The 23,982-nt window shown below is 66.4% G+C and carries 28 protein-coding genes (1 of these 28 cut by a window edge); 15 read left to right on the top strand and 13 right to left on the bottom strand.

Annotated elements, in window-relative coordinates:
• Positions 1–80: 80 nt before the first annotated feature.
• Complete coding sequence (locus FURADRAFT_RS10785; protein ID WP_008954186.1) at positions 81–983, top strand: LysR family transcriptional regulator; 903 nt, start codon at positions 81–83, stop codon at positions 981–983.
• A gap of 140 nt (positions 984–1,123) precedes the next feature.
• Here FURADRAFT_RS10785 and FURADRAFT_RS10780 read toward each other — a convergent pair whose 3' ends face one another.
• Entirely contained in the window at positions 1,124–2,035 is a 912-nt protein-coding gene (locus tag FURADRAFT_RS10780; RefSeq protein ID WP_008954185.1) for a LysR family transcriptional regulator, read from the bottom strand.
• 174 nt (positions 2,036–2,209) lie between these two features.
• Here FURADRAFT_RS10780 and FURADRAFT_RS10775 point away from each other — a divergent pair, with 174 nt between their 5' ends.
• The 5 genes from FURADRAFT_RS10775 (at position 2,210) to FURADRAFT_RS10755 (ending at position 7,341) form a co-directional block, all read left to right on the top strand.
• The gene (locus tag FURADRAFT_RS10775) at positions 2,210–3,253 is read left to right on the top strand and encodes a cupin domain-containing protein (RefSeq protein WP_008954184.1); all 1,044 of its coding nucleotides are present in this window, start codon (positions 2,210–2,212) and stop codon (positions 3,251–3,253) included.
• A gap of 43 nt (positions 3,254–3,296) precedes the next feature.
• The gene (locus FURADRAFT_RS10770; protein WP_008954183.1) at positions 3,297–4,490 is read left to right on the top strand and encodes a 3-hydroxybenzoate 6-monooxygenase; all 1,194 of its coding nucleotides are present in this window, start codon (positions 3,297–3,299) and stop codon (positions 4,488–4,490) included.
• 10 nt (positions 4,491–4,500) lie between these two features.
• The gene (gene maiA / locus FURADRAFT_RS10765) at positions 4,501–5,157 is read left to right on the top strand and encodes a maleylacetoacetate isomerase (protein WP_008954182.1); all 657 of its coding nucleotides are present in this window, start codon (positions 4,501–4,503) and stop codon (positions 5,155–5,157) included.
• A gap of 39 nt (positions 5,158–5,196) precedes the next feature.
• On the top strand, positions 5,197–5,901 hold the full coding sequence (locus FURADRAFT_RS10760; protein ID WP_008954181.1) for a fumarylacetoacetate hydrolase family protein: 705 nt from the start codon (positions 5,197–5,199) through the stop codon (positions 5,899–5,901).
• Between the two features lie 84 nt (positions 5,902–5,985).
• Positions 5,986–7,341: an MFS transporter gene (locus tag FURADRAFT_RS10755; RefSeq protein ID WP_008954180.1), complete on the top strand. Its 1,356-nt coding sequence runs from the start codon at positions 5,986–5,988 to the stop codon at positions 7,339–7,341.
• A gap of 183 nt (positions 7,342–7,524) precedes the next feature.
• On the opposite strand, the gene FURADRAFT_RS10750 is transcribed toward FURADRAFT_RS10755, so the two are convergent.
• From FURADRAFT_RS10750 to FURADRAFT_RS10700, 11 genes are all read right to left on the bottom strand, one after another.
• A complete protein-coding gene (locus FURADRAFT_RS10750) occupies positions 7,525–8,043 on the bottom strand; it encodes a GFA family protein (protein ID WP_008954178.1) in 519 nt (172 codons plus the stop codon).
• Positions 8,044–8,249: 206 nt separating this feature from the next.
• Complete coding sequence (locus tag FURADRAFT_RS10745) at positions 8,250–9,554, bottom strand: type II toxin-antitoxin system HipA family toxin (RefSeq protein WP_008954177.1); 1,305 nt, start codon at positions 9,552–9,554, stop codon at positions 8,250–8,252.
• Positions 9,551–9,841 (bottom strand): helix-turn-helix domain-containing protein, encoded by a 291-nt coding sequence (locus FURADRAFT_RS10740; protein ID WP_008954176.1) that lies wholly within the window; start codon positions 9,839–9,841, stop codon positions 9,551–9,553. Before FURADRAFT_RS10740 ends, FURADRAFT_RS10745 begins: the two co-directional genes overlap by 4 nt.
• Positions 9,842–10,222: 381 nt before the next feature.
• Positions 10,223–10,807 carry a HupE/UreJ family protein gene (locus FURADRAFT_RS10735; RefSeq protein ID WP_008954175.1) on the bottom strand — a complete coding sequence of 195 codons (585 nt, stop codon included), beginning with the start codon at positions 10,805–10,807 and terminating at the stop codon, positions 10,223–10,225.
• A complete protein-coding gene (gene ureG / locus FURADRAFT_RS10730; protein WP_008954174.1) occupies positions 10,800–11,435 on the bottom strand; it encodes an urease accessory protein UreG in 636 nt (211 codons plus the stop codon). Before ureG ends, FURADRAFT_RS10735 begins: the two co-directional genes overlap by 8 nt.
• Before the next feature lie 19 nt (positions 11,436–11,454).
• Positions 11,455–12,138, bottom strand: coding sequence for an urease accessory protein UreF (locus FURADRAFT_RS10725; protein WP_008954173.1), 684 nt, complete (start codon positions 12,136–12,138; stop codon positions 11,455–11,457).
• Positions 12,135–12,632, bottom strand: a complete 498-nt coding sequence (gene ureE, locus FURADRAFT_RS10720; protein ID WP_008954172.1) for an urease accessory protein UreE — start codon at positions 12,630–12,632, stop codon at positions 12,135–12,137. Before ureE ends, FURADRAFT_RS10725 begins: the two co-directional genes overlap by 4 nt.
• An 81-nt stretch (positions 12,633–12,713) precedes the next feature.
• Positions 12,714–14,414 carry an urease subunit alpha gene (gene ureC / locus FURADRAFT_RS10715; RefSeq protein WP_008954171.1) on the bottom strand — a complete coding sequence of 567 codons (1,701 nt, stop codon included), beginning with the start codon at positions 14,412–14,414 and terminating at the stop codon, positions 12,714–12,716.
• Entirely contained in the window at positions 14,411–14,716 is a 306-nt protein-coding gene (locus FURADRAFT_RS10710; RefSeq protein WP_008954170.1) for an urease subunit beta, read from the bottom strand. Before FURADRAFT_RS10710 ends, ureC begins: the two co-directional genes overlap by 4 nt.
• Positions 14,717–14,870: 154 nt before the next feature.
• Positions 14,871–15,173, bottom strand: coding sequence for an urease subunit gamma (gene ureA / locus FURADRAFT_RS10705; RefSeq protein ID WP_008954169.1), 303 nt, complete (start codon positions 15,171–15,173; stop codon positions 14,871–14,873).
• Between the two features lie 19 nt (positions 15,174–15,192).
• Positions 15,193–16,053: an urease accessory protein UreD gene (locus FURADRAFT_RS10700; protein ID WP_008954168.1), complete on the bottom strand. Its 861-nt coding sequence runs from the start codon at positions 16,051–16,053 to the stop codon at positions 15,193–15,195.
• Between the two features lie 328 nt (positions 16,054–16,381).
• On the opposite strand from FURADRAFT_RS10700, the gene FURADRAFT_RS10695 reads away from it, so the two are divergent.
• The 9 genes from FURADRAFT_RS10695 (at position 16,382) to FURADRAFT_RS10660 (ending at position 23,196) form a co-directional block, all read left to right on the top strand.
• Positions 16,382–17,767: a sensor domain-containing diguanylate cyclase gene (locus tag FURADRAFT_RS10695; protein ID WP_008954167.1), complete on the top strand. Its 1,386-nt coding sequence runs from the start codon at positions 16,382–16,384 to the stop codon at positions 17,765–17,767.
• A 326-nt stretch (positions 17,768–18,093) separates the two neighbouring features.
• Positions 18,094–18,453: a COG4315 family predicted lipoprotein gene (locus FURADRAFT_RS10690; protein WP_008954165.1), complete on the top strand. Its 360-nt coding sequence runs from the start codon at positions 18,094–18,096 to the stop codon at positions 18,451–18,453.
• Positions 18,454–18,465: 12 nt separating this feature from the next.
• Positions 18,466–18,993: a sigma-70 family RNA polymerase sigma factor gene (locus tag FURADRAFT_RS10685; protein WP_008954164.1), complete on the top strand. Its 528-nt coding sequence runs from the start codon at positions 18,466–18,468 to the stop codon at positions 18,991–18,993.
• Entirely contained in the window at positions 18,990–19,775 is a 786-nt protein-coding gene (locus FURADRAFT_RS10680) for an anti-sigma factor family protein (RefSeq protein WP_008954163.1), read from the top strand. The genes FURADRAFT_RS10685 and FURADRAFT_RS10680 overlap by 4 nt, the downstream gene beginning before the upstream one ends.
• Before the next feature lie 45 nt (positions 19,776–19,820).
• A complete protein-coding gene (locus FURADRAFT_RS20815) occupies positions 19,821–19,976 on the top strand; it encodes a hypothetical protein (RefSeq protein ID WP_008954162.1) in 156 nt (51 codons plus the stop codon).
• A gap of 64 nt (positions 19,977–20,040) precedes the next feature.
• Positions 20,041–20,460, top strand: coding sequence for a quinol oxidase (locus FURADRAFT_RS10675; protein ID WP_008954161.1), 420 nt, complete (start codon positions 20,041–20,043; stop codon positions 20,458–20,460).
• 3 nt (positions 20,461–20,463) lie between these two features.
• Positions 20,464–21,090: a LolA family protein gene (locus tag FURADRAFT_RS10670; RefSeq protein ID WP_008954160.1), complete on the top strand. Its 627-nt coding sequence runs from the start codon at positions 20,464–20,466 to the stop codon at positions 21,088–21,090.
• A 29-nt stretch (positions 21,091–21,119) separates the two neighbouring features.
• The gene (locus tag FURADRAFT_RS10665; protein WP_008954159.1) at positions 21,120–21,611 is read left to right on the top strand and encodes an SRPBCC family protein; all 492 of its coding nucleotides are present in this window, start codon (positions 21,120–21,122) and stop codon (positions 21,609–21,611) included.
• Positions 21,612–21,702: 91 nt separating this feature from the next.
• Positions 21,703–23,196, top strand: a complete 1,494-nt coding sequence (locus FURADRAFT_RS10660) for a DUF3300 domain-containing protein (RefSeq protein ID WP_008954158.1) — start codon at positions 21,703–21,705, stop codon at positions 23,194–23,196.
• A gap of 79 nt (positions 23,197–23,275) precedes the next feature.
• Here FURADRAFT_RS10660 and FURADRAFT_RS10655 read toward each other — a convergent pair whose 3' ends face one another.
• A protein-coding gene (locus FURADRAFT_RS10655) for a nickel/cobalt efflux transporter (RefSeq protein WP_456238947.1) crosses the window boundary here: on the bottom strand, positions 23,276–23,982 show its 3' portion. The gene runs 19 nt beyond the window's last position; 707 of the gene's 726 nt are visible here — the last part of the coding sequence; its start codon lies beyond the right edge, outside the window; the stop codon is at positions 23,276–23,278.

The following is a 23,982-nucleotide window of genomic DNA, read 5'->3' as shown; positions in this document are numbered from 1 at the left end:
ATGGGCTGCATGGTAATGGTTCGGAACGGTACAAAAAACCGCATAATGGCGATCAGTTTGTTGCATGAGTCGAGCAAATCATGGATCGATTGAAAGCCATGCGCGTATTCGTCGAAGTGGCGGAACGCGGCAGCCTGTCCCACGCCGCCGACAGCCTGGACATGTCGCGCGCCATGGTGTCGCGCTACCTGGCGGAATTGGAGGAATGGGCCGGAGCCCGCTTGCTGCACCGGACCACGCGCAAGCTGAGCCTGACCTCGGCCGGCAGCGAAATGCTGCCGCGCTGCCGCCAGATGCTGGCGCTGGAAGACGAGATGCAGGCCGCCGTCACCACCCCCGAGGCCGCGCCGCGCGGCATCCTGCGCCTGACCTGCAGCGTGTGGCTGGGGCAGTCTTACCTGGCGCGGGCGGTGGCTGATTACGTCAAGCGCTACCCGGCCACCGCCGTCGACATGCAGCTGCTGAACCGCTCGGTGAACCTGGTGGAGGAAGGCATCGACCTGGCCATCCGCATCACCAACGACCTCGACCCCAACCTGATCGCGCGCAAGCTGGGGTTGTGCCGCTCGGTGGTGTGCGCCTCCCCCGCCTACCTACGCGAACACGGCACACCGCAGCGCGCCGAGCAGCTGGCGCTGCACAACTGTCTGACCTATTCCTACTTCGGCAAGAGCCTGTGGGCGTTTTCCCGCGACGGGCAGCCGGTCTCGGTGCCGGTGGGCGGCAACGTCAGCGCCAACGAAACCGCCGCCCTGCTGGAAGCGGCGCGCCAGGGCGTCGGCATCACCATGCAGCCGCTGCAGGCGGCCGCGCCCTGGCTCGACACGGGCGAGCTGGTGGCCGTGCTCGACGACTACCGGCCGCGCGACCTGGGCATCTACGCGGTCTATGCCTCGCGCCGGCACATGCCGGCGACGCTGCGCACCATGCTGGATTTCCTGGCGAAGTCGTTTGCCGGCGACGCGATGTGGCGGGAGGCCTAAGAACCTGTTCACGATCTGTCGCGAGCAGCCCTCAGCGGGGTGAAGAGCAGCGCAGGAACCGGAATGTACTGGAGTACATGAGGATTTCGAGCAGCACATGAGCCCCGATCAGGGGTGCGCAGCAAGATCGTGAACAGGTTCTAAGCTGCTCCTGCGGCGGGAGCGGATAGCAGGTCGGAAATCACCCGCCTGAGCCAGCGGTTGCCCGGATCGTGATGGTAGCGCTCGTGCCAGTGCTGCTTGACGGCATAGTCGGGCAGCTCGAACGGCACCGGGAACACCCTGAAACGGCCGCGCCCTTCCAGCACCTGCGCCAGTCGTTCCGGAATCGTCACCAGCATGTCGGTCTGCTCGACCACGAAGGCGATGCCCAGGTAATTGGGCACGCGCAGCGCGATGTGGCGGGTGATGCCCTGGCGGGCGATTTCACGATCCAGGATCAGGTGCCCTGTGCCGGACGAGGTGACCACGGCGTGCTCCTCGGTTTCGAACTGCGCCAGGGTCAGTTCGTCGTGGATGCGTGGGTGGTCGGTGCTGGCCACGCACACATAGCGCTGGCGGAACAGCGACTGCTGGTAGAAGCCGGCTTCCAGCTGCGGCATGAAGCCCAGCGCCAGATCAGCCTCGCCTGTTTCCAGCATGCGCGGCGTCTCGGCCGACAGCGGCACGATGTCGATGTGCACGCCCGGCGAGGTCTTGCGCAGCTGCGCCCACAGCTTGGGCAGCAGCACCAACTGGCTGATGTCGGTCATGCTAATGCAGAAGGTGCGCTCGGAACTGGCCGGGTCGAAATCGATGCGGTGGCCGAACACCAGGTCCAGCGCATCCAGCGCCTGGCGCACTGCGTGCTCCAGCTCGCGCGCCATCGGTGTCGGCTCCATGCCGTTGGCGATGCGCACGAACAGCGGGTCGTCGAAATGCTCGCGCAGCTTGGCCAGCGCGATGCTGACGGCCGGCTGCCCCAACCCCAGATTGTCCGCGGCGCGCGTGACGCTGCGCGTCTTGTAGATCTCGTCGAACACCTGCAACAGGCGCACGTCCGCTGTCTGCATTTCCCCTCCAGCACTATTCGTTTTTCGAATGACGTCCATTGATACCATTGCATGGACCGAATGTCGACAGCTCACTACATTGAGAGCCATCACAACAAGGACTTGAACGCCTTGAGTTGGATCAGGAGTTTCGAATCCGGCTCGGTGCCAGGCCCACACGTATGGAGACAGCTCATGTTGGAACTCGGTCGACTGGACGATCTGCCTGCCGCTTACCGCGCCGCCCTCGGCGCCCAGAACCTGGTGCCGCTGTGGCCCAGCCTGCGCGCCGTGCTGCCCCCGGGACAACCCCGCCCGCGCACCCAGGCCACCTGCTGGCATTACGAGGCGCTGCGCCCGCTGCTGATGCAGGCCGGCGAACTCACCCCGATCGAAAAGGCCGAGCGCCGTGTGCTGGTGCTGGCCAACCCCGGCCACGGCCTGGAAAAGATGCAGGCCAGCTCCGCCATCTACCTCGGCATGCAGCTCTTGCTGCCGGGCGAGATCGCACCGTCGCACCGCCACACCCCGAACGCGGTGCGCATGATCGTCGAGGGCGAAGGCGCCTACACCACGGTGGACGGCGAGAAATGCCCGATGCAGCGCGGCGACCTGATCCTGACCCCGACCGGGCTGTGGCACGAACACGGCCACGACGGCGACGCCCCGGTGGTGTGGCTCGACGTGCTCGACCTGCCGCTGGTCTATTACATGGAAGCCTCCTACGTCGAGGAAGGCCAGCCGCAGACCATTAGCGGCGAAGGCAGCGAGCGCGCCTACCTGCGCGGCGGCGTGGTGCCCTCCCCGATCTTCAGCCGTAACGCCCCGCGCTACCCGATGCTGCGCTACCCCTGGGCCGAGGTGCGCGCCGCCCTGCTCGCCCTGGCGGCACGCCAGCCGGCCGGCGAAGCGGTGCAAGTGGCCTACGTCAACCCGGAAACCGGCGGCGATTGCCAGAACATCCTCGGCTACTCGGCGCTGATGCTGCGCCCGGGTGAATCGCTCGCGCTGCCGGCGCGCTCGCCCGCCGCGGTGTTCCACCTCATCGAGGGAAGCGTGGCCGCCGAGATCGACGGCAAGACCTTCACGTTGGCCGAAGCCGACACCTGCTGCGCCCCGGGCTTCGCCCTGGTGACGCTGAAGAACGGTTCCGCCGACACCCCGGCCTTCGTCTTCATCGCCGACGAAGCCCCCCTGCACAAGAAGCTGGGACTCTACGAAGTCCGCCACCGTGGCTGATGCCAGCCAGCACAGCCAACCCCTGTAAATCGAGGAGACAGACATGACTCAGACCCTTCCCGTGATCGTCGCCGGTGGCGGCATCGGCGGCCTCGCCGCCGCCCTGGCCCTGGTACGCCAAGGCTTTTCCGTCAAAGTGCTGGAGCAGGCGCCGCAGATCGGCGAGATTGGCGCCGGCATCCAGCTGGGCCCCAACGCCTTCCATGCTTTCGATGCTCTGGGCGTGGGCGACAAGGCGCGCGGCCGCGCCGTCTACACCGACGAAATGGTGATGCACGACGCGCTCGACGAAACCCTGGTCGGCCGCATTCCCACCGGCGAGGCGTTCCGTAAACGCTTCGGCAACCCCTACGCCGTGATCCATCGCGTCGACGTCCACCTGTCGCTGCTGGAAGGCGCCAAGGAAACCGGCCGCGTCGAGTTCCTGACCGGCACCCACGTCGAGCGCGTGGAACAGGATGCCGACAGCGTCACCGTCTACGACCAGCACGGCAACGCCTATCGCGGCATCGCCCTGATCGGCGCCGACGGCGTCAAGTCGGTGGTGCGCAAGCAGTTCGTCAACGATCCGCCGCGCGTCTCCGGCCACGTGGTGTACCGCGCCGTGATCGACAAGAAGGATTTCCCGGAAAACCTGCAGTGGAACGCCGCCAGCATCTGGGTCGGCCCCAACTGCCACCTGGTGCACTACCCGCTGCGCGGCGGCGAGCAGTACAACGTGGTGGTGACCTTCCACAGCCGCGACAAGGAAGAATGGGGCGTCACCGAAGGCAGCCCGGAAGAGGTGCAGAGCTACTTCCAGGGCATCTGCCCCAAGGCACGCCAGTTGATCGAGCTGCCCAAGAGCTGGAAACGCTGGGCCACCGCCGACCGCGAACCGATCGACACCTGGTCGTTCGGCCGCGTCACGCTGCTGGGCGACGCCGCCCACCCGACGCTGCAGTACCTGGCCCAGGGCGCCTGCATGGCGCTGGAAGACGCCGTGACGCTGGGCGAAGCGCTGCGCGTCAACGGCAACGACTTCATTAAGGCCTTCGAGCTCTACCAACGCTCTCGCGTCGCCCGCACCGCGCGCATCGTGCTCTCCGCCCGCGAGATGGGCCGCATCTTCCACGCCAAGGGCGTGGAGCGGCTGGTGCGCAACGAGCTGTGGAAAGGCCGCAGCGCCGAGCGTTTCTACGACGCCATGGAATGGCTGTACGGCTGGAACGCCGACAACTGCCTGGCGCGCGGCTGAGGGGAACGACGTGCTGAAGCTCTACAACTTCTTTCGCAGCGGCACCTCGCACCGCCTGCGCATCGCGCTCAACCTGAAGGGGCTGGACTACCAGTACCTGCCGGTCGACCTGCGCAGCGAGGAGCACCTCGGCGCCACCTTCAAGGCGCTCAACCCGCAAGGGCTGGTGCCGGCGCTGGTCGACGGCGAGCACACGCTGATCCAGTCGCCCGCCATCATCGAGTGGCTGGAAGAGCGTTACCCGACCCCGCCGTTGCTGCCGGCAGACCCGGATGGCCGTGCCCGCGTCCGTGCGCTGGCGGCGCTGGTGGGCTGCGACATCCATCCGCTCAACAACCGCCGCGTGCTGGAGTACCTGCGCAAGACGCTCGGCTGTGACGAAACCGCCGTGCTGGCGTGGTGCGCCACCTGGATCGAGACCGGTTTCGGCGCGCTGGAAGCACTACTTGCGGCCGACCAAACCCGGGGCGATTTCTGCTTCGGCAACACGCCGACGCTGGCCGACGTGTACCTGGTGCCGCAGGTGGAAAGTGCGCGCCGTTTCGGCGTGGATCTGTCGCCCTACCCGAACATCGTCGCCGTGGACCGCGCCTGCGCCGAGCTCGAAGCGTTCCGCCGCGCCGAGCCGGCACGGCAGCCCGACGCGCCGCAGCCGGCCACCGTTTGAACCCGACCCTGATCCACATCAAACCAGGAAGAGACCACCATGAGTTACCTGTTCACCCCCGTTGCCACCGTCGGCCTGCCCGTCGACGGTTCGTCCGAGCTGTTCCCGGTGCGCCGCGTCTACTGCGTCGGCCGCAACTACGCCGCCCACGCCCGCGAAATGGGCTTCGACCCGGACCGCGAGCCGCCGTTCTTCTTCTGCAAGCCGAACGATCCGGAATCGGTCGTGCCGGTGGCCGCTGGTGAAACCGTGACCATCCCCTACCCGACCCAGACCAGCAACTACCACTACGAGATCGAGCTGGTGGTGGCAATCGGCAAGGGCGGCAAGGACATCGCCGTGGAAGACGCCGCCAGCCATATCTTCGGTTACGCCGTCGGCCTCGACATGACCCGCCGCGACCTGCAGATGAAGATGCGCGAGATGGGCCGCCCGTGGGAAGTGGGCAAGGCCTTCGACTACTCCGCACCGATCGGCGTCCTCAGCGCGCGCGATAACGTCGGCGAGATCACTGCCGGCGAGATCGTGCTGACCGTGGACGGCGAAACCCGCCAGAAGAGCGACCTGACCCACCTGATCTGGTCGGTGAGCGAGACCATCGCCAACCTCTCCACCCTGTTCGAACTGCAGCCGGGCGACCTGATCTTCACCGGCACGCCGGAAGGCGTGGGCGCGATCGAGCGCGGCCAGACCATGGTGGCCCGCGTCGACGGCCTGGCCCCGATCACGGTCAAGGTGGCCTGATCCCTCAATCCCGCATTCGCACGACAACAAAAACGGAAGCGGCGTGCACGACGCGCCGCCCACACACTACTCAGGAGATAACCCATGCGCGCCTCTCTGGACGTCCAGCACTTCATCGATGCCCTGCCATTTTCACGGCTGCAACGCGGCATTCTCTGGCTCTGCTTTCTGGTGGTGGCGGTCGACGGCTTCGACACCGCCGCCATCGGCTTCATCGCCCCGGCCATCCGCGAGGAATGGCATTTGACGGCGGCGGCGCTCGCCCCGCTGTTCGGCGCCGGCCTGTTCGGCCTGATGGCGGGCGCCCTGCTGTTCGGCCCGCTGGCCGACCGGGTCGGGCGCAAGACCATCCTGGTGCTGTCCGTGGCCTTCTTCGGTCTGGCCAGCCTGGCCTCGACCGCGGCACCGGACCTCACCTGGCTCATCGTGCTGCGCTTTCTCACCGGCCTGGGCCTGGGCGGCGCCATGCCCAACGCCATCACGCTGACCTCCGAGTATTGCCCGGGCGCGCGCCGCTCCAGCCTGGTCACGCTGATGTTCTGCGGCTTCACCGTGGGCTCGGCCCTGGGCGGCCTGGCTTCGGCGCAGATCCTGGCCAGCTTCGGCTGGCGCGGCGTGCTGTTCTTGGGCGGCGTGCTGCCCTTGCTGCTGGTGCCGGTGCTGCTCCGCAGCCTGCCGGAATCGCTGCGTTTCCTGGTGCTGAAGCGCCGTCCGCAGGCCGCGATCGACGCCGTCGTGGCGCGTCTGGCGCCGGCCCAGTCGTCCCACCCGGAGCTGACCGCGCACGAAGCCAGCGACCAGGCGCCGGTCCGCGAGCTGTTCCGCGCTCCGTTCGCCGTCGGCACCGTGCTGCTGTGGGTGAGCTTCTTCATGAGCCTGTTGATCATCTATCTGATCTCGAGCTGGCTGCCGACCCTGCTGCACAACACCGGCGCCAGCCTGAGCCGCGCCTCGTGGGTCACCGCCACCTTCCAGATCGGCGGCACCCTCGGCGCCATTCTGCTGGGGCGACTGATGGACCGTTTCGGCGCCTGCCGTACCCTGGCGGTCACCTACGTGATCGGCGCCGTCTTCGTGACCCTGTGCGGCGCCAGCGCCGGCCAGCTCTGGCTCCTGGTGCTGGCGGTGTTCGGGGTGGGGTTCTGCGTCAGCGGTTCGCAAGTGGGGGCCAACGCCCTGGCCGCCGCCTTCTACCCGACCAGCAACCGCGCCACCGGGGTGAGCTACGCCAACGCCGTGGGTCGTTGCGGTTCGGTGGTGGGGTCGCTGTCCGGCGGCTGGTTGATGGCGATGCAGCTCGACATGGGCGTGATCCTGAGCCTGCTGGCGGTGCCGGCGCTGATCGCGGCGGTGGCGATCGGCTCGCTGGGGCGGGTCAAGAGCCGGGTCGAGGCGCATGAGGCGGTCAAGGTGAACGCCGCCGGCTCGCTGGCCTCGTAATCGGCGGGGCGGAGGCTTCCCAAGAGGAAGCCTCCGCCTCACCTGCCCGCGGCGCTTCAGCCAAGCCCAAAGCCTGCGAGAGCGTGTGGCTCCAGCTTCATGCTTGCGCTATTAACCGAGACCGGCGACGTGGTGCGCGACGCGGCGCACAGGGAATGCCACGAAGTCGAGATGGCCCGCCAATTAGGCCCGCTGACGCCCGGCTTGATAAGCCTGAATCTGTGGGAGTATCGCCAGGCGCCGCTCCAGGCTCGCCGCTGACCAGTACTGCGCGCGATCGTAGTACTCGGTAAAGGACGGCACGGTATCCGGAATGATGACCCAGGGCTGCTTCGTTGAGGTGTAGATATGGATGTCCGGCGGGAGCACGTCGGGATTGTCCAATGTGCCGACACGCACAAAGCGCAGTATCGGCCCCGAACCGGCATAGCTGCTCCACACCGCCACGTGGCACCTGGGGCATCGAGCAATCTTTTGCCCCTGGCCGCTTGCCGATGGGGTGTCGACAACCTCAGGCTCGCCAGACAAGTGCGTGACTCGGTCGGCTTCAATCATGGCATTGAGGGCGAAGGAGGCCCCGCTCTCTCTCTGGCACCAGCGGCAGTGGCAGCAGTGCACGACCAGTGGCGCGGTTTCGATGCGATAGCGAACGTGTCGACAGTCACAACCGCCTTCGGCGGGGAAATGCTCGGTATTTGCCACTTTCCTTATCCCTCCCTATGAAGCTGACCGCGAGTAAGCGAACCGGCCGGGTCCGTATTAGCACGTGATATTCATGCCGGCATTGTGCTCATGCAATACCTTGATGAGTAAGGCGTTGCCGGTTGTGGCGCCTGCATGACCACGACAATGGGCTCCATGCCAGGAAAAGCCCGGCGGGGCTCCCGGGACTCAAGCAAGCGTGACGCTCAATCGAAATCCAGCCCCAATGTTTTTGCATAACGGTCGGTTTCCTCGGCCGGCATCCCCGCGCTAATCAGATACTCCCGCCACTTGCCCCGCACCAGCCCCCGCATTTCATCAAGAACGCTTTCCGCCTCGTGCCGTTCATAGCCGTAGTGCAGCGTGGCGGCGAGAAGTAGGTCGGCACGGCTGGAGGCGCTCACGAGCCGGCGCTGCGCGTGCTTCCTGCCGCGCGTGGGCTCGTCGAACAGGTAGGCCATGGCGTGGCTCGGCACGATGCCGGCGGAGCGTTGCGCCACCATGTCGAAGGCCGGCGACAGTCCCCATTGGTGCGGGTCCATGCTGTCGCACAGCAGGCCGTGGTTGCGCGGGTGGTCGTCGGTGTTGCGGATCAGGGAGTTGAAAACGATCCGCCGCCACAGTTCACGGAGGTTGGCGCGGTAGCGCTCGCCGCCCCCGCACCAACGCATCATGTGGCCGGCCAGCGCCACGTAGCTGCGCGCGTACATGGCCGGGGTAAAGCCCCGGGTGGCCAATAAGGCCTGGTCTTCCCTCTTCTCCTGATGCTGATCCAGCCGGGCGACGGACCAGGCGCTGACATAGCCGGTGCGGGCGAATCCCGTGCCCTGCGCGTGACGGTCGAAGCGTTTGACCAGCAGCGCGTAGCGATGCGGCGCCGGTTCGATCACTTCCGCCTCACAGGCGTCGATGCCGCAGTCACGCGCCAGGCGCAGCATGGCCAGTTCCAGTTGCGGCAGGAAGGGATCGTCGCCGCGCTCGGGAAACTTGGCGATGTATTGCACGCCGTTTCGCTCGAGGGTCAGTTTCGGCTTGGCGCCGCCCAGGCTGGTGCCCTGGAACACCGACTGCATGACGCGCTCCCGGTGCCGCTGGCTCGCCGGGTCCTGTGCCTCCGGCAGGTCGGCCAGCACGGCCTGGAACGCCTCGATCGACATCGTCTCGAATCGTTCCGGGGTCAGATGGCCGAGCACGATGTTCCCCGCGCCATCGGCGGGCCCCAGGGTCAGGGCGTCGAGACGCGATACTTCTCTTTCCAGGCGGCGCTCGAGCAGCATGTGACCCCAGTCGTCGGGCCCGCTGTCGAGCATGATCGGGAAAATCGGGTCCCGGCCGGCGATCTTGTGGGTGGACTTGCTGACGGGCATGTCCGGCGCCAGCGAGGGGCCGCCCTGCTCGCGGTAGCCGTCGTCGTAGTGGAAGCGGGAGACCCTGGCATCGAGCGTGAACGCCCCCGCCAGCGACGAGACGGCCTGACCGGGCAGCCAGACGTGGACCGGTGCATCGCTCATGGTTTCCCCTTCTCCAGCGCCAGAACGTCGTCTTCCGGCACCGGCAGGAAGGTGCCCGGCACGTCGAGCAGCCAGACCGCCCGGGCGTAGTGCCCGATCTGCGCCGAGTCGCGGCCGTGTTCGATGGAGACGTAGGTGGTCTTGGAGATGCCGAGCATCTCGGCGACTTCGCGTTGCGAGAGGCGGCGCTCCTTTCTGGCCTGGGTAATGCGCTCGCCCAAGGCCTCCAGGGCGAACCGGGCCTCTATCGGGAGCGGGCTCAGCTTGAGCAGGTTGCGTTTTGGCATGAAGTTCAACCTATTGGTCCAATTGGCTGATTATGGACTAATAGGTTGGTCTTTTCCATGTCCTGTGGTGTGACGGCTCCACGTCGTGCGCTAGGGTGCGGTACGCTGCCCGGCGATGCTTGTATCAATCTATTGTCCCAAATCGCGACTTTTGGACCAATAGGTTGTTCTTATTCTGGCATGTGAGCATAAAAAGACGCCCCATGCCGGGGCGTTCTGTGGTGTTGGACGGGTGGGTGTGGCGCCTGTTTACGATCACGCAAGCTAGGGCGAGGCAAGGCAAAAACGGCGGAGGAAGCGGCGTTTACACGTGGTAAACGAATATCCCGAAGACGTTTTTAACGCCGAATCGCCGAAGCGCAGCCGATCGTAAACCGGTTCTTAGACCCATCCGGCCAAGAGGGCCACGCCGCTGGCCGAGATCGCCACGCCGGCGCCGCGCACCAGCAGGCGGCTGGCGCGCACGCGCGCCTGGCCGGCACCCAAGAGCAGACCGGCGGCGTGCAGCAGGCCGGAGGCCAGCACGAAACCGGCGGCATACGCCAGGCCCGAGACGTTGCCCGGCATTTCCAGGCCATGCGCCATGCCGTGCAGCACGGCGAAGGCGCCGATCACGGCGAGCGCGGCGGTACGACCCGGCTGCGCGGCGAAGGCGACCAGCATGCCGGTGGCCACCACCGAGGCGGCGATGCCGGTTTCCAGCCCGGGCACGGCCAAGCCGGCCCAGCCCAGTGCGCCGCCCACGGCCAGCATCAGCATGAAGGTCAGCGGACCGTGCCAGCGCGCGGAGCCGCCGATCTGCCACGACCACAGGCCGACGGCCAGCATCGTCAGCAGGTGGTCCAGGCCCGAGAACGGGTGGACGAAACCACTGTCCAGGCCGCTGACGCCGTGGCCGGGGTGGGCCTGGGCGGCGGCGCTCAGGGCCAGCAGCAGCGCTGCCGGGATCAGGGAGTGTTTACGCATGGGTGGTTCCTTCCTTGTTAAGTGTCAGCATGCCTTTGTCTTCGATGAAGCGAATGATGTCCTGCAGCCCCTGCCCGCTCTTGAGATTGGAAAACACGAACGGCCGCTCGCCGCGCATCTTTTTGGCGTCGTGCTCCATCACCTCCAGCGAGGCGCCAACCAGCGGAGCGAGATCGATCTTGTTGATCACCAGGAGATCGGACTTGCAGATGCCCGGCCCGCCCTTGCGCGGAATCTTGTCGCCGGCCGAGACGTCGATGACGTAGATCGTCAGGTCGGACAGTTCCGGGCTGAAGGTGGCGGCTAGGTTGTCGCCGCCGCTTTCGATGAAGATCACGTCGAGGCAGGGGTGGCGGGCGTTGAGCCTGGCCACGGCTTCGAGGTTGATCGAGGCGTCTTCGCGGATCGCGGTGTGCGGACAACCGCCGGTTTCCACGCCGATGATGCGGTCGGGCGACAGGGCTTCATTCTTCACCAGAAATTGCGCGTCTTCCTGGGTGTAGATGTCATTGGTAACGGCGGCGACATTATAGATATCGCGTAACGCTTTGCACAGCGCCCAGGTGAGATGGGTCTTGCCGGAACCGACCGGACCGCCGATGCCGACGCGCAGAGGGGCTTTTTGCATGATGTTCTCCTTCAGATTCTCAAGACCGGAACAGCCGGCTGTACTGCGTTTCGTGTTTCATCGCCACCCAGGCGAGGCCGGGGGCGAAGTTGCTGAGTTCGTCTTCGGGCAGTGTGCGTGCCGTTTGCACGGCGACGGCCAGTTCCGGCAGCAGCGCCGACAGCAGCCGCTGGCCGGCGGTCTGCCCCATCGGCATGGCCTTGAGCAACACCATCACCTGGTTTTCCAGCCAGCCCCACAGGTAGCCCGTCACCGCGGCGTCTTCGGCCAACCCCAGCGTGCGTGCCGCCACCGCCCACGCGACCGGCACCGCCACCGGGGCGTCGGCCAGGGTGGAAGGCCAGGGCTGGTTTTGGCTCTCGGGCAGCGCGGCGAGCAGCTGGCGCAGCGAGTAGCCCATCTGCTCGGTTTCCTGCCGCAGTTCGCGGCTGTCGCGGCTGGCTAGCAGGCGCTGGTTGATGGCATCGAGCCTCGCTTCGTCGGCGCCCACCAAGGCGCGGCACGCCTGCACCAGCAGCACCGCTTCGAAGTGGCTGAGCGGCCCGTGCAGTACGTCATGCAGCCACTGGCGGGCGCTGGTGGCATCCGTCACCAGACCGAGATCGAGCGCACTTTCCAGCCCTTGCGAATAGCTGTAGGCACCGATCGGCAGGCTGGGGCTGGCCAACCGCAACAGTTGCAGCAGCGCGAGTCCGCCGTTCATGCGCCCTGCCCGTATTGGTGCAACTTGGGGGCGTACTGGAACGCCGCCTCCTTGCCGTGCGAGTGGTGATGGCCCCCGCCATAAGCACCGTGCTCGGGGTTGAACGGCGCCGAGAGGCGCTCGACGCTGGCACCGAGCTGCAGCAGCATCTGCGCCAGCACGTCGTCGTCCAAGAAGCGCAGCCAGCCCTCGCCCACTTCCAGGTGGACATGGCGGTTGCCCAGGTGATAGGCGGCACGGCACAGTTCGCGCGGGTTAGCGCAGCTGACGTGCAGCAGCGCTTCGGGCGCGGCGACGACGCGCACGCGGCGGCCGTCTTCGGCCTGCAGTACCTCGCCGTGGCGCAGCGGCTGGCCGGCCTCAAGGAACAGGCCGACCTCTTCGCCGCTACTGGCGGTGGTGCGCAGCCGGCTCTTGCTGCGCAGCTCGAAGCTCATGACAAGCTCGGCGTTCCAGTGGCTGGGGTCGTCGGCGCGCTTAGTAATCACCAGCATGGTGTCTCCTTCACGTAGCATTCCGGTGGCAAGTCGGACACACGGCGTTTTGCCCGCCCGGCAAGATTTATCCCATCCCCGTCAGAACAGGAAGTAGCGCTGCGCCATCGGCAGCACGTCGGCCGGTTCGCACCACAGCAGTTGGCCGTCGGCCTTGACCTGGTAGTTCTGCGGGTCGACCTCGATCTTCGGCAGGTAGTCGTTGTGGATCAGGTCGGTTTTCTTGAGGCTGCGGCAGCCCTTGACCGCCACCAGCCGCTTTTTGAGCCCCAAAGCCTCGCCCACGTTGGCCGAAAGCGCCGCCTGCGACACGAAGGTGACGCTGCCCGCGGCGATGGCGCCGCCGTAGCTGCCGAACATTGGCCGGTAGTGCACCGGTTGCGGGGTCGGAATGCTGGCGTTGGCGTCGCCCATCGCCGCCGCGGCGATGATGCCGCCCTTGAGGATCAGGCTCGGCTTGACGCCGAAGAACATCGGCTTCCACAGCACCAGGTCGGCCAGCTTGCCGACTTCGATGCTGCCGACTTCGTGCGCGATGCCGTGGGTGATGGCCGGGTTGATGGTGTACTTGGCGAGGTAGCGCTTGATGCGGGTGTTGTCGTTGCCGGAGGCGTCGCCCTCCAGCGGGCCGCGCTGGCGCTTCATCTTGTCGGCGGTCTGCCAGCAACGCAGGATGGTTTCGCCGACGCGGCCCATGGCCTGGCTGTCGGACGACATCATGGCGAAGGCGCCCAGGTCATGCAGGATGTCCTCGGCGGCGATGGTCTCGCGGCGGATGCGGCTTTCGGCGAAGGCCACGTCCTCGGCGATGGCGGGGTCGAGGTGGTGGCACACCATCAGCATGTCGAGGTGCTCGTCGATGGTGTTGACGGTGAACGGCCGCGTCGGGTTGGTGGAACTCGGCAGCACGTTGAGCTCGCCGCAGGCCTTGATGATATCCGGCGCGTGGCCGCCGCCGGCGCCCTCGGTGTGGTAGGTGTGGATGGTGCGGCCCTTGAACGCCGCCAGCGTAGCCTCGACGAAGCCGGATTCGTTGAGCGTGTCAGTGTGGATCGCCACTTGCACGTCCATTTCGTCCGCCACGGAGAGACAGTTGTCGATGGCCGCCGGGGTGGTGCCCCAGTCTTCATGTAATTTCAGACCGATGGCCCCTGCACGCACTTGTTCACGCAGCGGTTCCGGCAGGCTGGCGTTGCCCTTGCCGGTGAAGCCGAGGTTCATCGGGAAGGCCTCGGCCGCCTTGAGCATCTGCGCCATGTGCCACGGCCCCGGCGTGCAGGTGGTGGCGTTGGTGCCGGTGGCCGGGCCGGTGCCGCCGCCGATCATGGTGGTGACGCCGGACATCAGTGCTTCTTCGATCTGCTGCGGGCAGATGAAGTGGATGTGGGTATCGATACCGCCGGCGGTGACGATCATGCCTTCGCCGGCGATGATCTCGGTGGCAGCACCGATGACGATGTCGACCCCGGGCTGGATGTCCGGGTTGCCGGCCTTGCCGATGGCGGCGATGCGGCCATTCTTGAGCGCGAGGTCGGCCTTGACGATGCCCCAGTGGTCGAGGATCAGAGTGTTGGTGATGACGGTGTCGGCCACTTCTTCGGCCAACCTTTGGCCCTGCCCCATGCCGTCGCGGATCACCTTGCCGCCGCCGAACTTCACTTCTTCGCCGTAGAGGGTATAGTCGCGCTCGACTTCAAGAAACAGCTCGGTGTCGGCTAGGCGCACCTTGTCGCCGACGGTGGGGCCGAACATCTCGGCGTAGGCTTGCCTGCTGATTTTCATAGCGCCCCCATCACCTTGCCCTGGAAGCCGTACACCACGCGTGCGCCGGCCAGTTCGACCAGCTCGACGGTGCGCGTCTGGCCCGGTTCGAAGCGCACCGCGGTGCCGGCCGGGATGTTGAGGCGAAAGCCGCGCGCGGCCTCGCGGTCGAAGGCGAGCGCATCGTTGGTCTCGGCGAAGTGGTAGTGCGAGCCGACCTGGATCGGGCGGTCGCCGGTGTTGGCCACGGTCAGCGTGAGCGTGCTTCGGCCAACGTTGAGTTCGATCTCGCCGGGCGCGGCGAGGATTTGTCCGGGAATCATGCGTCTTCTCCTGGAGAGGGGCAGAACCTGTCGCGCGCAAACGTCAACACGGTGCGGCCACCGTACAGGAACCGGCATGTACGTGGTGCACATGAGGATTCCGAGCAGTGCCCAAGCCGTGATCGCGCCTGCGCCGCAGGGTCATGGCCCTTTCCTAAACGATGGGTTGATGGACGGTCACGAGCTTGGTCCCGTCGGGAAAGGTCGCCTCGACCTGAATCTCGCCGATCATCTCCGGCACGCCCTCCATCACCTCGTCGCGCGTCAGCAAGGTGGTGCCGTAGTGCATCAGTTCGGCCACAGTCTTGCCGTCGCGCGCGCCCTCCATGATGGCGGCGCTGATGAAGGCCACCGCCTCGGGGTAGTTGAGCTTGAGGCCACGCGCGCGGCGCCGTTCGGCCAGCAAGCCGGCGGTGAAGATCAGCAGCTTGTCCTTCTCGCGGGGTGTCAGTTCCATGTGTTTTCCGTTGTTTGGTTCAGGTCGCCCAGATGCGCGGGGATTGCGCCGGACGGCCGTGGGTGAAGGGGTGTAACAGTGCGCGTAGATGGCGCAGCCAGTGGTGCGCGTCCTCGGCCGAGTCGCCGATGAAGCGCGCCAGCCAGACCTCGGGCAGTTGCGTGGCGGCGGCCCGGCCGGGGGTATCGACTTCCAGCGCGGCCTGGTGCAGTTCGTCCGGCAGCGCCGGGCCAGCCCAGACCAGGGTGGCGACCACGCTGTGGCCGGCCAGTCCCACCGGTGAGGCGAGCAGCGGGCTGGCGCCGGGCAGCACGGCGTGCTCGCACCAGATCAGCCGGCCGTTGCGCTCGATCTCGGCCAGCTGCTGCCATTGCCCGCGGTCAAAATGCTCGCCGCAAGCCGGTCGTCCGAGGCAGACCACGTCGCCGAGCAAGAGGCTGGCGTCGCCGTGGAGCTTGATGCGGCTGTCCAGCCTCACGTCCGCCCCGGCGTAGAGGATGGTTTCCTGCGGCAGCCATTCCAGCCGGGCGCCGTCGGCCAGCGCGAGCGTGACGGACTGGCTGGCAGAGCGGCCGAAACCGTCGTACCACTTGGCGGCACCTGGGCTGGTGATCAGCACATCGGCGCCCTCTTCCAACGAGACGTCAATGCTCAGCCGGTCGCCGCCGGCAATGCCGCCGGGTGGGTGCACGATGATGTGCTGGCACACGCCTGTGGCATCGACAAAGTGCTTTTGCACCCGTAACGGGCCGACATGGCGGCGCCGCACCGGAATCGTGCGGCCAGGCAGACGGGCATAGCCCAGTTCCAGGGCCGCATGCCAGCCGGCGGACAGGCTGGCGGGTAGTCGCGATGACAAGGTGGCAGGCGCTCGTTCCATAGTCGTTTCAATCAAGCCGTGTTCAGACCGGTCTGAACACCACAGCAAATTTCATACCGGGTTGGGAAAACCCCGATCGCACGGGTTACCACTCGCGCCGTACCGCCTGCGGCGGCCTCACCACCGCATGACGTCGAGCTGGCCAGCCAAAGGCGGCGTGACAATTGCATAATCCTATTGGTATTATTCACACCCGCTGAGAGCTCCCCCTTCCTCTCCGCTTAGTCCGTCCGTCTCATGACTGCCCCTGCACCAAGGCAGGCAGAACACCATCACCGAGTCCAACGACCGCCCGCATTGACAAAAAAACCGCCTAGAACGGTGCCCCATGGAAGACAGCTTCTCGACCGCCCCCTCCCGCCGCAGCCTGCTCCTGGCCGGCCTCATCGCCACCGCGATGACGGCCGCTGTGCTCATGATCCTGCCCGACATCGACGTCCCGACGGCACTCGGCGGCAATCTGCGGCCGGTGCAGATCACCGCCCTGACCGTCACCAACAGCATCATCGCCTACCTGGTGCTGCTGCAGTTCTATGCCGACCACAAACTCAGCAACGGCCTGCTCAGTGTCGCCTTTGGCTACTCGGCCCTGATGTCCGGCTATTTGCTGATCAACCTGCCCGGGGTGTTTTCCACCAGCGGAGGGTTCCCGCCCGGCTCACGCATGGCGATCTGGCTCTGGTTGGCACGTCTTGGCGGCACCGCTTTTCTGATCCTGCTGGCCATGCTGGTGCTGCAGCGGCAGCAGGATCGCCCGCTGTCGAAGCGCGTTCGTTGTCAGGCGCTGTCCCTCTGCGTACTTGCCCCGCTCGGCCTGGCCTGGTTCGCAGTGGCCGTGCTGTCGCGGCTGGTGCCAGACCTTGACCTCTTGATCAAGGACAACAGCGATTACAGCGCGCTGACCCACAGCGGCATTGGCGCCTACCTGCTCGCGAGCTGGTTCGTGGCTTTGCTGAGCGTCCTGCTGGTGACGCGCCTACGTAGCGCGTTCCACTGCTGGCTCGCGCTCAGCTGCTATTCCTATCTGCTGTACCTGATCACCGTGTGTTCTTCATCGATCCGCTATACCGTCGGCTGGCATGCCTCGCGCTTTTTCGAGCTGGCGGCCGCGGGCATCATGCTGGGCGCCTTGCTGTTCGAGGTGCTGAAGCTGCAGACGCGGCTGCAGCACTCCTACCGCCAGGCCTATGAAGCGTCGATCCACGACAGCCTGACCGGGCTCTCCTCGCGCCGCCATTTCGATGCCGTGCTGAAAATGGCGCTGCAACAACAAGCGCGACACCAAGCGCCGCTGACCCTGCTGATGGCCGACATCGATTTCTTCAAGCAGTACAACGACCATTTCGGGCACGTAGAAGGCGACCGGTGCATCCAGCGGATCGCCGCGTGCATGGCCGAACAACTGCGCGGCGGCGACACCGTGGCGCGCTACGGCGGTGAAGAGTTCGTCGCCATACTGCAGTATTGTGACCTGGTGCAGGCACGGCAAGCCGCCGAACGCTTCCGCGCCGCGGTGGAGAGCCTCGCCCTCCCTACCCCGCCCGGCAGCCTGCGACCGGTGGTGACCGTCAGCGTCGGGCTGTATTGCCATCCGGCCAACCGCCCGGCGACGGCGGGTTGGCTGGTGGAACAGGCCGACCGCTCGCTCTATGCCGCCAAACGCGCCGGCCGCAACCGCATCGGCTCGTCCGAAACCTCCCCCACGGCGGCTTAGATCGCCATCCGCTCGCGCAGCAGGCCGTAACCCCGCTCACAACCCACCCGGCCATCCCGTCGGCGTCAAGCGGCCGCCGCTGCCGACCTTGGCCCCGCCGATACCTTAGCCATCGGGCCATCTCACCGCCCCATCCCGCTGCCATCGACTAGGCTTAGCCCATGGCGATGGATTTTTTTTGCGCCTCCCGCGTTACCGGTGGGAATAAACCTGGCCGCTGAAACGTTTAGTGTGCGTAAACACGATGCGCCGGCCACGCACCGATTCGGCGCCGGCAAAAAACATCCCTGAGGTTCCCGATTTTCCTACTCACAAGGAGCGTAACCATGAAACACCCCCTGATCCTGCTGGCACTGGGCAGCACCCTGGCTCTGCCGGCATTGGCCGAATCGCCCAAGATGATGAACGGCATGGCGGTCGACGAGCACGGTATGACCCTCTACACCTTCGATAAGGACGGCAAGGACACGAGCACCTGCGCCGGCCCTTGCGCCGACAACTGGCCTCCGGCCGTGGCCGATTCGTACGACAAGGCATCGGGTGACTGGGGCACGATCACGCGCAGCGACGGCAAGAAGCAGTGGACCCACAAAGGGCACCCGCTCTATCGCTGGTCGATGGACAAGAAGCCGGGCGACACCAACGGCGAAGGCTTCAAGGGCATGTGGCACACCGTCAAGCCCTGAGCCCGGCGGGCCATGAGTTTCGAATCCGACCTGCTGGTCTGGCTGCCGCATCTGCGCCGCTACGCCCGGGCACTCACGCGTGATCCGGCCTGGGCCGACGACCTGGTGCAGGACACGCTGGAGCGGGCGTTGAGCAAATGGCGCTGGGGGCGCGGCGGCAATCTGCGCGCCTGGCTGCTGACCTTGTTGCGCCACCGCTTCATCGACCAGTTGCGCTCCCGGCGCGAGGTGGCATTCGACGATGAGGAAGCCCCCTGGCAGCAACAGCCGGCCGCCACCGGCGAGGTTGACGGACTGCTGTTGCGCGATGTGGAGCGCGCCCTCTACCGCTTGCCCCTGGAACAGCGCGAAGTGCTGCTGCTGATCGCTCTGGAAGAGCTCAGCTACCAGGAAGCCGCCAAGGTCCTGAAGGTACCGGTGGGCACCGTGATGTCGCGCCTGTCGCGGGCAAGGGAACGCATGCGTATCTTGCTGACCGAGCCCGCGGCCGATGCGACACCCGGCCGGCCCCCATTGAAAGTAGTGAAGCACTCACCATGAACGAGCCACGCGACACCACCGCCAACACCCCTGACAGCGCCGACGAGCTGCGTCCGCTGTCGGCGCTGGTGGATGGGGAACTGTCCGACGCCGAGCGTAGCGCCTTGCTGGAGCGGCTCGGCCATGACCCGGCCGCCGCCGCGCGCGTGGCGCATTACCGCAGCCAGAACACAGCGTTGCGGCGGCTGTTCCCGCTCGCCGGCGAAACCGCGAGCCTGTTCGTGCAGCGCCGCACGCCATGGTGGCAACTGGGCGCGGCCATCGCCGGGGGGCTGGCCCTCGGCCTGATGCTCGCCATCACGCTGCCGGCACAGCTGCTGCCCGGCGGCTTCGGCCAACCTGCCTTTGCCCAGCGCGCCGATCTGGCCTATGCCGTGTACGCCCCGGAACGCCGTCACCCGGTGGAAGTCACCGTCCGCGAAGAAGCCCACTTGCTCAGTTGGCTGTCGGCCCGGCTGAAGCGCGCGGTAACGGCGCCGTCGCTCGGCGAGTATGGCTACGCGCTGGTGGGCGGCCGGCTGCTGCCGGGCGAATCCGGCCCCGCCGCGCAGTTCATGTACCAGAACAGCACAGGCAAACGCCTCACGCTGTACATCTCTCCCTACTCCTCCCGCGAAATCAGCTTGCGACTGTTGCACAACGGCGCGAGCCGTACCGCCTACTGGGCCAACCACGGCATGGGCTACGCCCTGTCCGGCACCGACAACGAGCCCCGCTTGCGGGCGATCGCTGCCGACGCCTGCACGGCGCTGGGGGGCGACGCGGGCGCCTGGTCCGGTTAAGCCGGGCCGGCCCCTTTCCCAACCCGATAGATGAAGGAGATCGACATGAACAGGAAGCACCGGCTGACCGGCTGGCTGCTGTTACTGGCTCTGGCCTTGGCATTGCCTCTCGGCGGCTGCCACTCGATGGGCGACCCAGGGGCGACACCGACGCACGACAGCGACATGGGCGACCACGGCCGCGGCGGGGGCGGCTACTGACCCCGGCATCACCACAAGCCGGGCGCCGCTCCCGGGCGCGCCCGGACGAGACACAGGAGTCACCATGCACAGGACCAGACTCACCCTCGCCGGGTTGGCATTGGCACTCGCCTTCCCGCTGATTGCCGGCACGGCTCGTGCTGCCGACGAACCCTATCGGGTGCCGGTGGCCAGCGACGGCGTACAGCACGTCGCCATCGTCGGCGGCAGCTATTTTTTCAGGCCCGCCCACATCGTGGTCAAGGCCGGCACCCCGGTCGAACTATCGGTCAAGGTCGAAGCAGGGCTCATCCCGCACCGCTTCGTCCTCAAGCTGCCGCCCGACCAGGTCGACATCGACAGCCGCCTGGGCGAGGAGCCCCGCTCTTTCCGCTTCACTCCGACCGTGGCGGGGCGCTACCCCTTCCATTGCCCCAACAAGCTGCTGTTCTTCAAGAGCCACGAAGAAAAAGGCATGGCCGGCGTGCTGGAGGTCGTGGAGTAAGCCATGCTCTGGCCCTTGCTTGCCACCGCCCTGATCGTCCCGGCCGGCCTGACGGATCCGATCGCCGCCGCGCAGCAGCAGTTCGAACAGCTCGACAGCTACCGGGTCACCGTCCGCTCGCGCGCACCGCACACCCGCCAGCAAGTCGTCCGTTACGCCTACCGCAAACCGGGTTTCGTACGCATGGAGTTCGTCACGCCGCATCCCGGGGCACTGATGATCTACAGCCCGCACGGCAACAAGGTCCGGGTCTGGCCCTTCGGCCAACCTGGCTTCGCGCTGACGCTGGCGCCCGACAACCCGTTGATCCGCGGCCCGCACGGGCACCGCATCGACCGCTCCCATGTCGGAATGCTGTTGCAAGCGGTGCACATCCTGCAGGCCGGTGGCGACACGACGCCACTCGGCAAGGGCACTATCGGCCACTGGCCCGTCCAGGGATGGAGCATCACCGGCGCCCCCGGCAACACGGTGGCCGGCGTGCATCGCTTCCAGCTCTGGCTGACGCAAGGCACGTTGTTCCCGGTCAAGGTGGTCAGTTTCGGTCTTGACGGCGAGCAGCAGGAAACCGTGCTGATGGACGACGTGGAAATCGACGTCCCGCTCGCTGCGGATTTTTTCCAACCGTAAACCGTCAAACACAGGAAAACCGTACAGTCATGGCGGAATACCGCTTCTCCACCCTATGGTACCTGGAGGCTCCCGTGGAGGCGGTATGGGACGCCATCTACCACTCGCGCCGCTGGCCCAGCTGGTGGCGTGGCCTGGAGCAGGTGCTGGACCTGGAGGCCGGTGACGACAATGGTCTCGGTGCGGTACAGCGCTATACCTGGAAGAGCGTGCTGCCGTACCGGTTGACCTTTGACATGCGCGTCACCCGCATCGAACCGCTGGTTTGCCTGGAAGGCACGGCGAGCGGCGAACTCGAAGGCCATGGCCGCTGGAGTTTCAGAAAAGAAGGTGTGATCACCGTCGTCTGCTACGACTGGCAGGTGCGCACCACCAAGCGCTGGATGAACCTGCTGGCCCCGGTAGCCCAACCGCTCTTCCAGTGGAATCACGACGCCGTGATGACGGCCGGCGGACAGGGCTTGGCCCGTCTGCTCGATACCCGGCTGATAGCCATGACCCATCGACACCCGGCAGGGTAACGATGGCTTGAGCGGGCGACCACGACATTGCCCGCAACCCCGAGTCACCCGGCTGACGCCCGACTCGCCTTGCATGCCCTGGAGGCCCGCCATGCCCCAACGCATCCGACGTTTTATGACACAGTGCCTGGTCCTGATTTTTGCCGCTGCCATGGGCCTGGCGACCGCCCCGCCCGCCGTCGCCCAGGACGCCGTGTACACCCAAGCAGAGCTCGACCAGATGCTCGCGCCCATCGCCCTCTACCCCGATTCGCTGCTGACGCAGGTGCTGATGGCATCGACCTACCCGCTCGAGGTGGTCGAAGCTGCGCGCTGGTCGCGCGATCACCCCGGACTCAAGGGCGACCAGGCCGTGCGCGAAGCCAACCGCAACGACTGGGACCCGAGTGTGCTGTCCCTGCTCGCCTTCCCGCAGGTGCTGCAGATGATGGACGAGCACCTGGACTGGACCGAGCAGCTCGGCGACGCCTTCCTGGCCCAGGAAGACCAGGTCATGGATACCGTGCAGCGCTTGCGCGATAAAGCCTGGGAGCAGGGCTCCCTGCGCTCCAACCGCTACCTCCGGGTTGCCCGGGAACACACGGTTATCGTGATCGAGCCGGCCGACCCGGAAATCGTCTACGTCCCGTATTACGATCCGCTGGTGGTCTACGGGGCGTGGTGGTGGCCGGGTTATCCGCCCTACTACTGGATCTGGCCCGGTTACTACGTCGGGCCGACCGTGGGCATCTACTGGGGCACCGGTATCACGGTCGGTGTCGGCTTCTTCTTCGGCAACTTCGACTGGCCGCGCCGCCACGTCACCATCGTCAACGTCAACAACTACTACTTCCGCCCGCACGTCACGCACCGCGAGTGGCTCGACCGCAAGGGGCCGTTCCGTTGGGAGCATGACCCGTCACGACGCGGCAATGTCCCTTACCACGGTTTCACCCCGCGGCCGCCCGAACGCGTGGCTCCGTCGGGCGAACCGCGCCAGTTCCCGCGCCAGCAGGCTCAACCGACCTCGCCCGCGTTGCAGCCCAAACCGGACCTGAGGCGCGACATGCCCGTCATCATCAATCCGGCCCGGGCACCCGAAACGCGGCGCCGTTTCGATCAGCGCCCCGAGGTCCCGCGTGGCGAAGGGGAACGACGCGACCGCCGCATCACACCTCCCGGTCAGGATCACCGGCTCATCGACGTGCCTCGCTCACCGCGGCCGCCAGCGGAGTCGCCCCAGATCATCCGCCCCGAGTCGAGCCGGCCACGCCCACCGGAGCCCGGCAGCAGCGAACGTCGAAACGACAACCGCCGTTTCGAGCAGCGCCAACCCGGAGCCGAGGCGCCGCGCGTGCCACGTTCAACGGGGATGCCCACCATTATCCGACCGGAGCCAGCCCGGCCCCGTCAGCCGGACGTCGGCGTCCCGGAACGACACAGAGCCCCCCCTCAAATCGAGCGGCGCCAGATCGAGCGCCCCAACGCCGCCCCTTCCGCCCGGCCCTCGTTCGCTCCTCGCCCCGAGGAACCGCGCCGCGGCGGTCAGGTTCCTCCCCGCCAGATCATCAACCAAGGCAACCCGGGCGGCGGGCAGGATCATTAAAAACAACAGCCCGGGTGCACCATGACATGGCGCACCCGGGCTGTGTGGAATGGTCTGGCCTGAAACGCCACCCTCGGCGTCAGAGCAAGACGCTCAGTCCCTGGTAGCCGACATACAAACCGACCAGCACGATCAGTGCGCCGGAAAAGTACGGCGCCTTGCGGGCGAACTCGCCAAACCCGCTCCAACTGCGCGAGACGTGCTTCACGCTCAGCGCGGCCAGCGCGCCCGATGCCACCATCGTCAGTGCCAGACCAATGCTGAAACACAGTACCAGCGTGGCGCCGAGGGCGATTTTTTTCAGCTGCAGACACAACAGCAGCACCGTGATCGACGCCGGGCACGGAATCAGCCCGCCGGTCAGGCCGAACAGGATGATCTGGCCGGTGGTCACCTCCCGGTTGGCAAAGCGACGGCGGATGTCGTTGGCGTGGGCCAGTTCGTGCGGGTCCTGATACCCCGGCGCGGACAAATCCAGCCCCTCGTAATCCTTGATCGAGTGATGATGGGCATGCTCGACAAACTCCACGTCGTAGTCGTGGTGGTGCTGATCGTGCCCCAGACTGAGCCGGGCAACGAACTCGTGCGGCTCCGGAATGGTTTCCAACGACTCCACAAAGCCATCGCGCTGCACGAAGGTGAAACCCTGGCGGCTGCCGTCGGCCCGCTCCGTCTCGATCCGCACCTGATCGGCCGGCCAGCGGTGGCCGTGTTTGCTCGCGTAGTGCAGACGGAAACGCGGCGGCACGCCCTGTTCGAACACCTCCAGCCGGACGACACCGTGGC

The sequence above is a fragment of the Pseudogulbenkiania ferrooxidans 2002 genome (assembly GCF_000174355.1).
Lineage (GTDB): Bacteria > Pseudomonadota > Gammaproteobacteria > Burkholderiales > Chromobacteriaceae > Pseudogulbenkiania > Pseudogulbenkiania ferrooxidans.
This window is presented reverse-complemented; position numbering and strand designations above follow the sequence as displayed.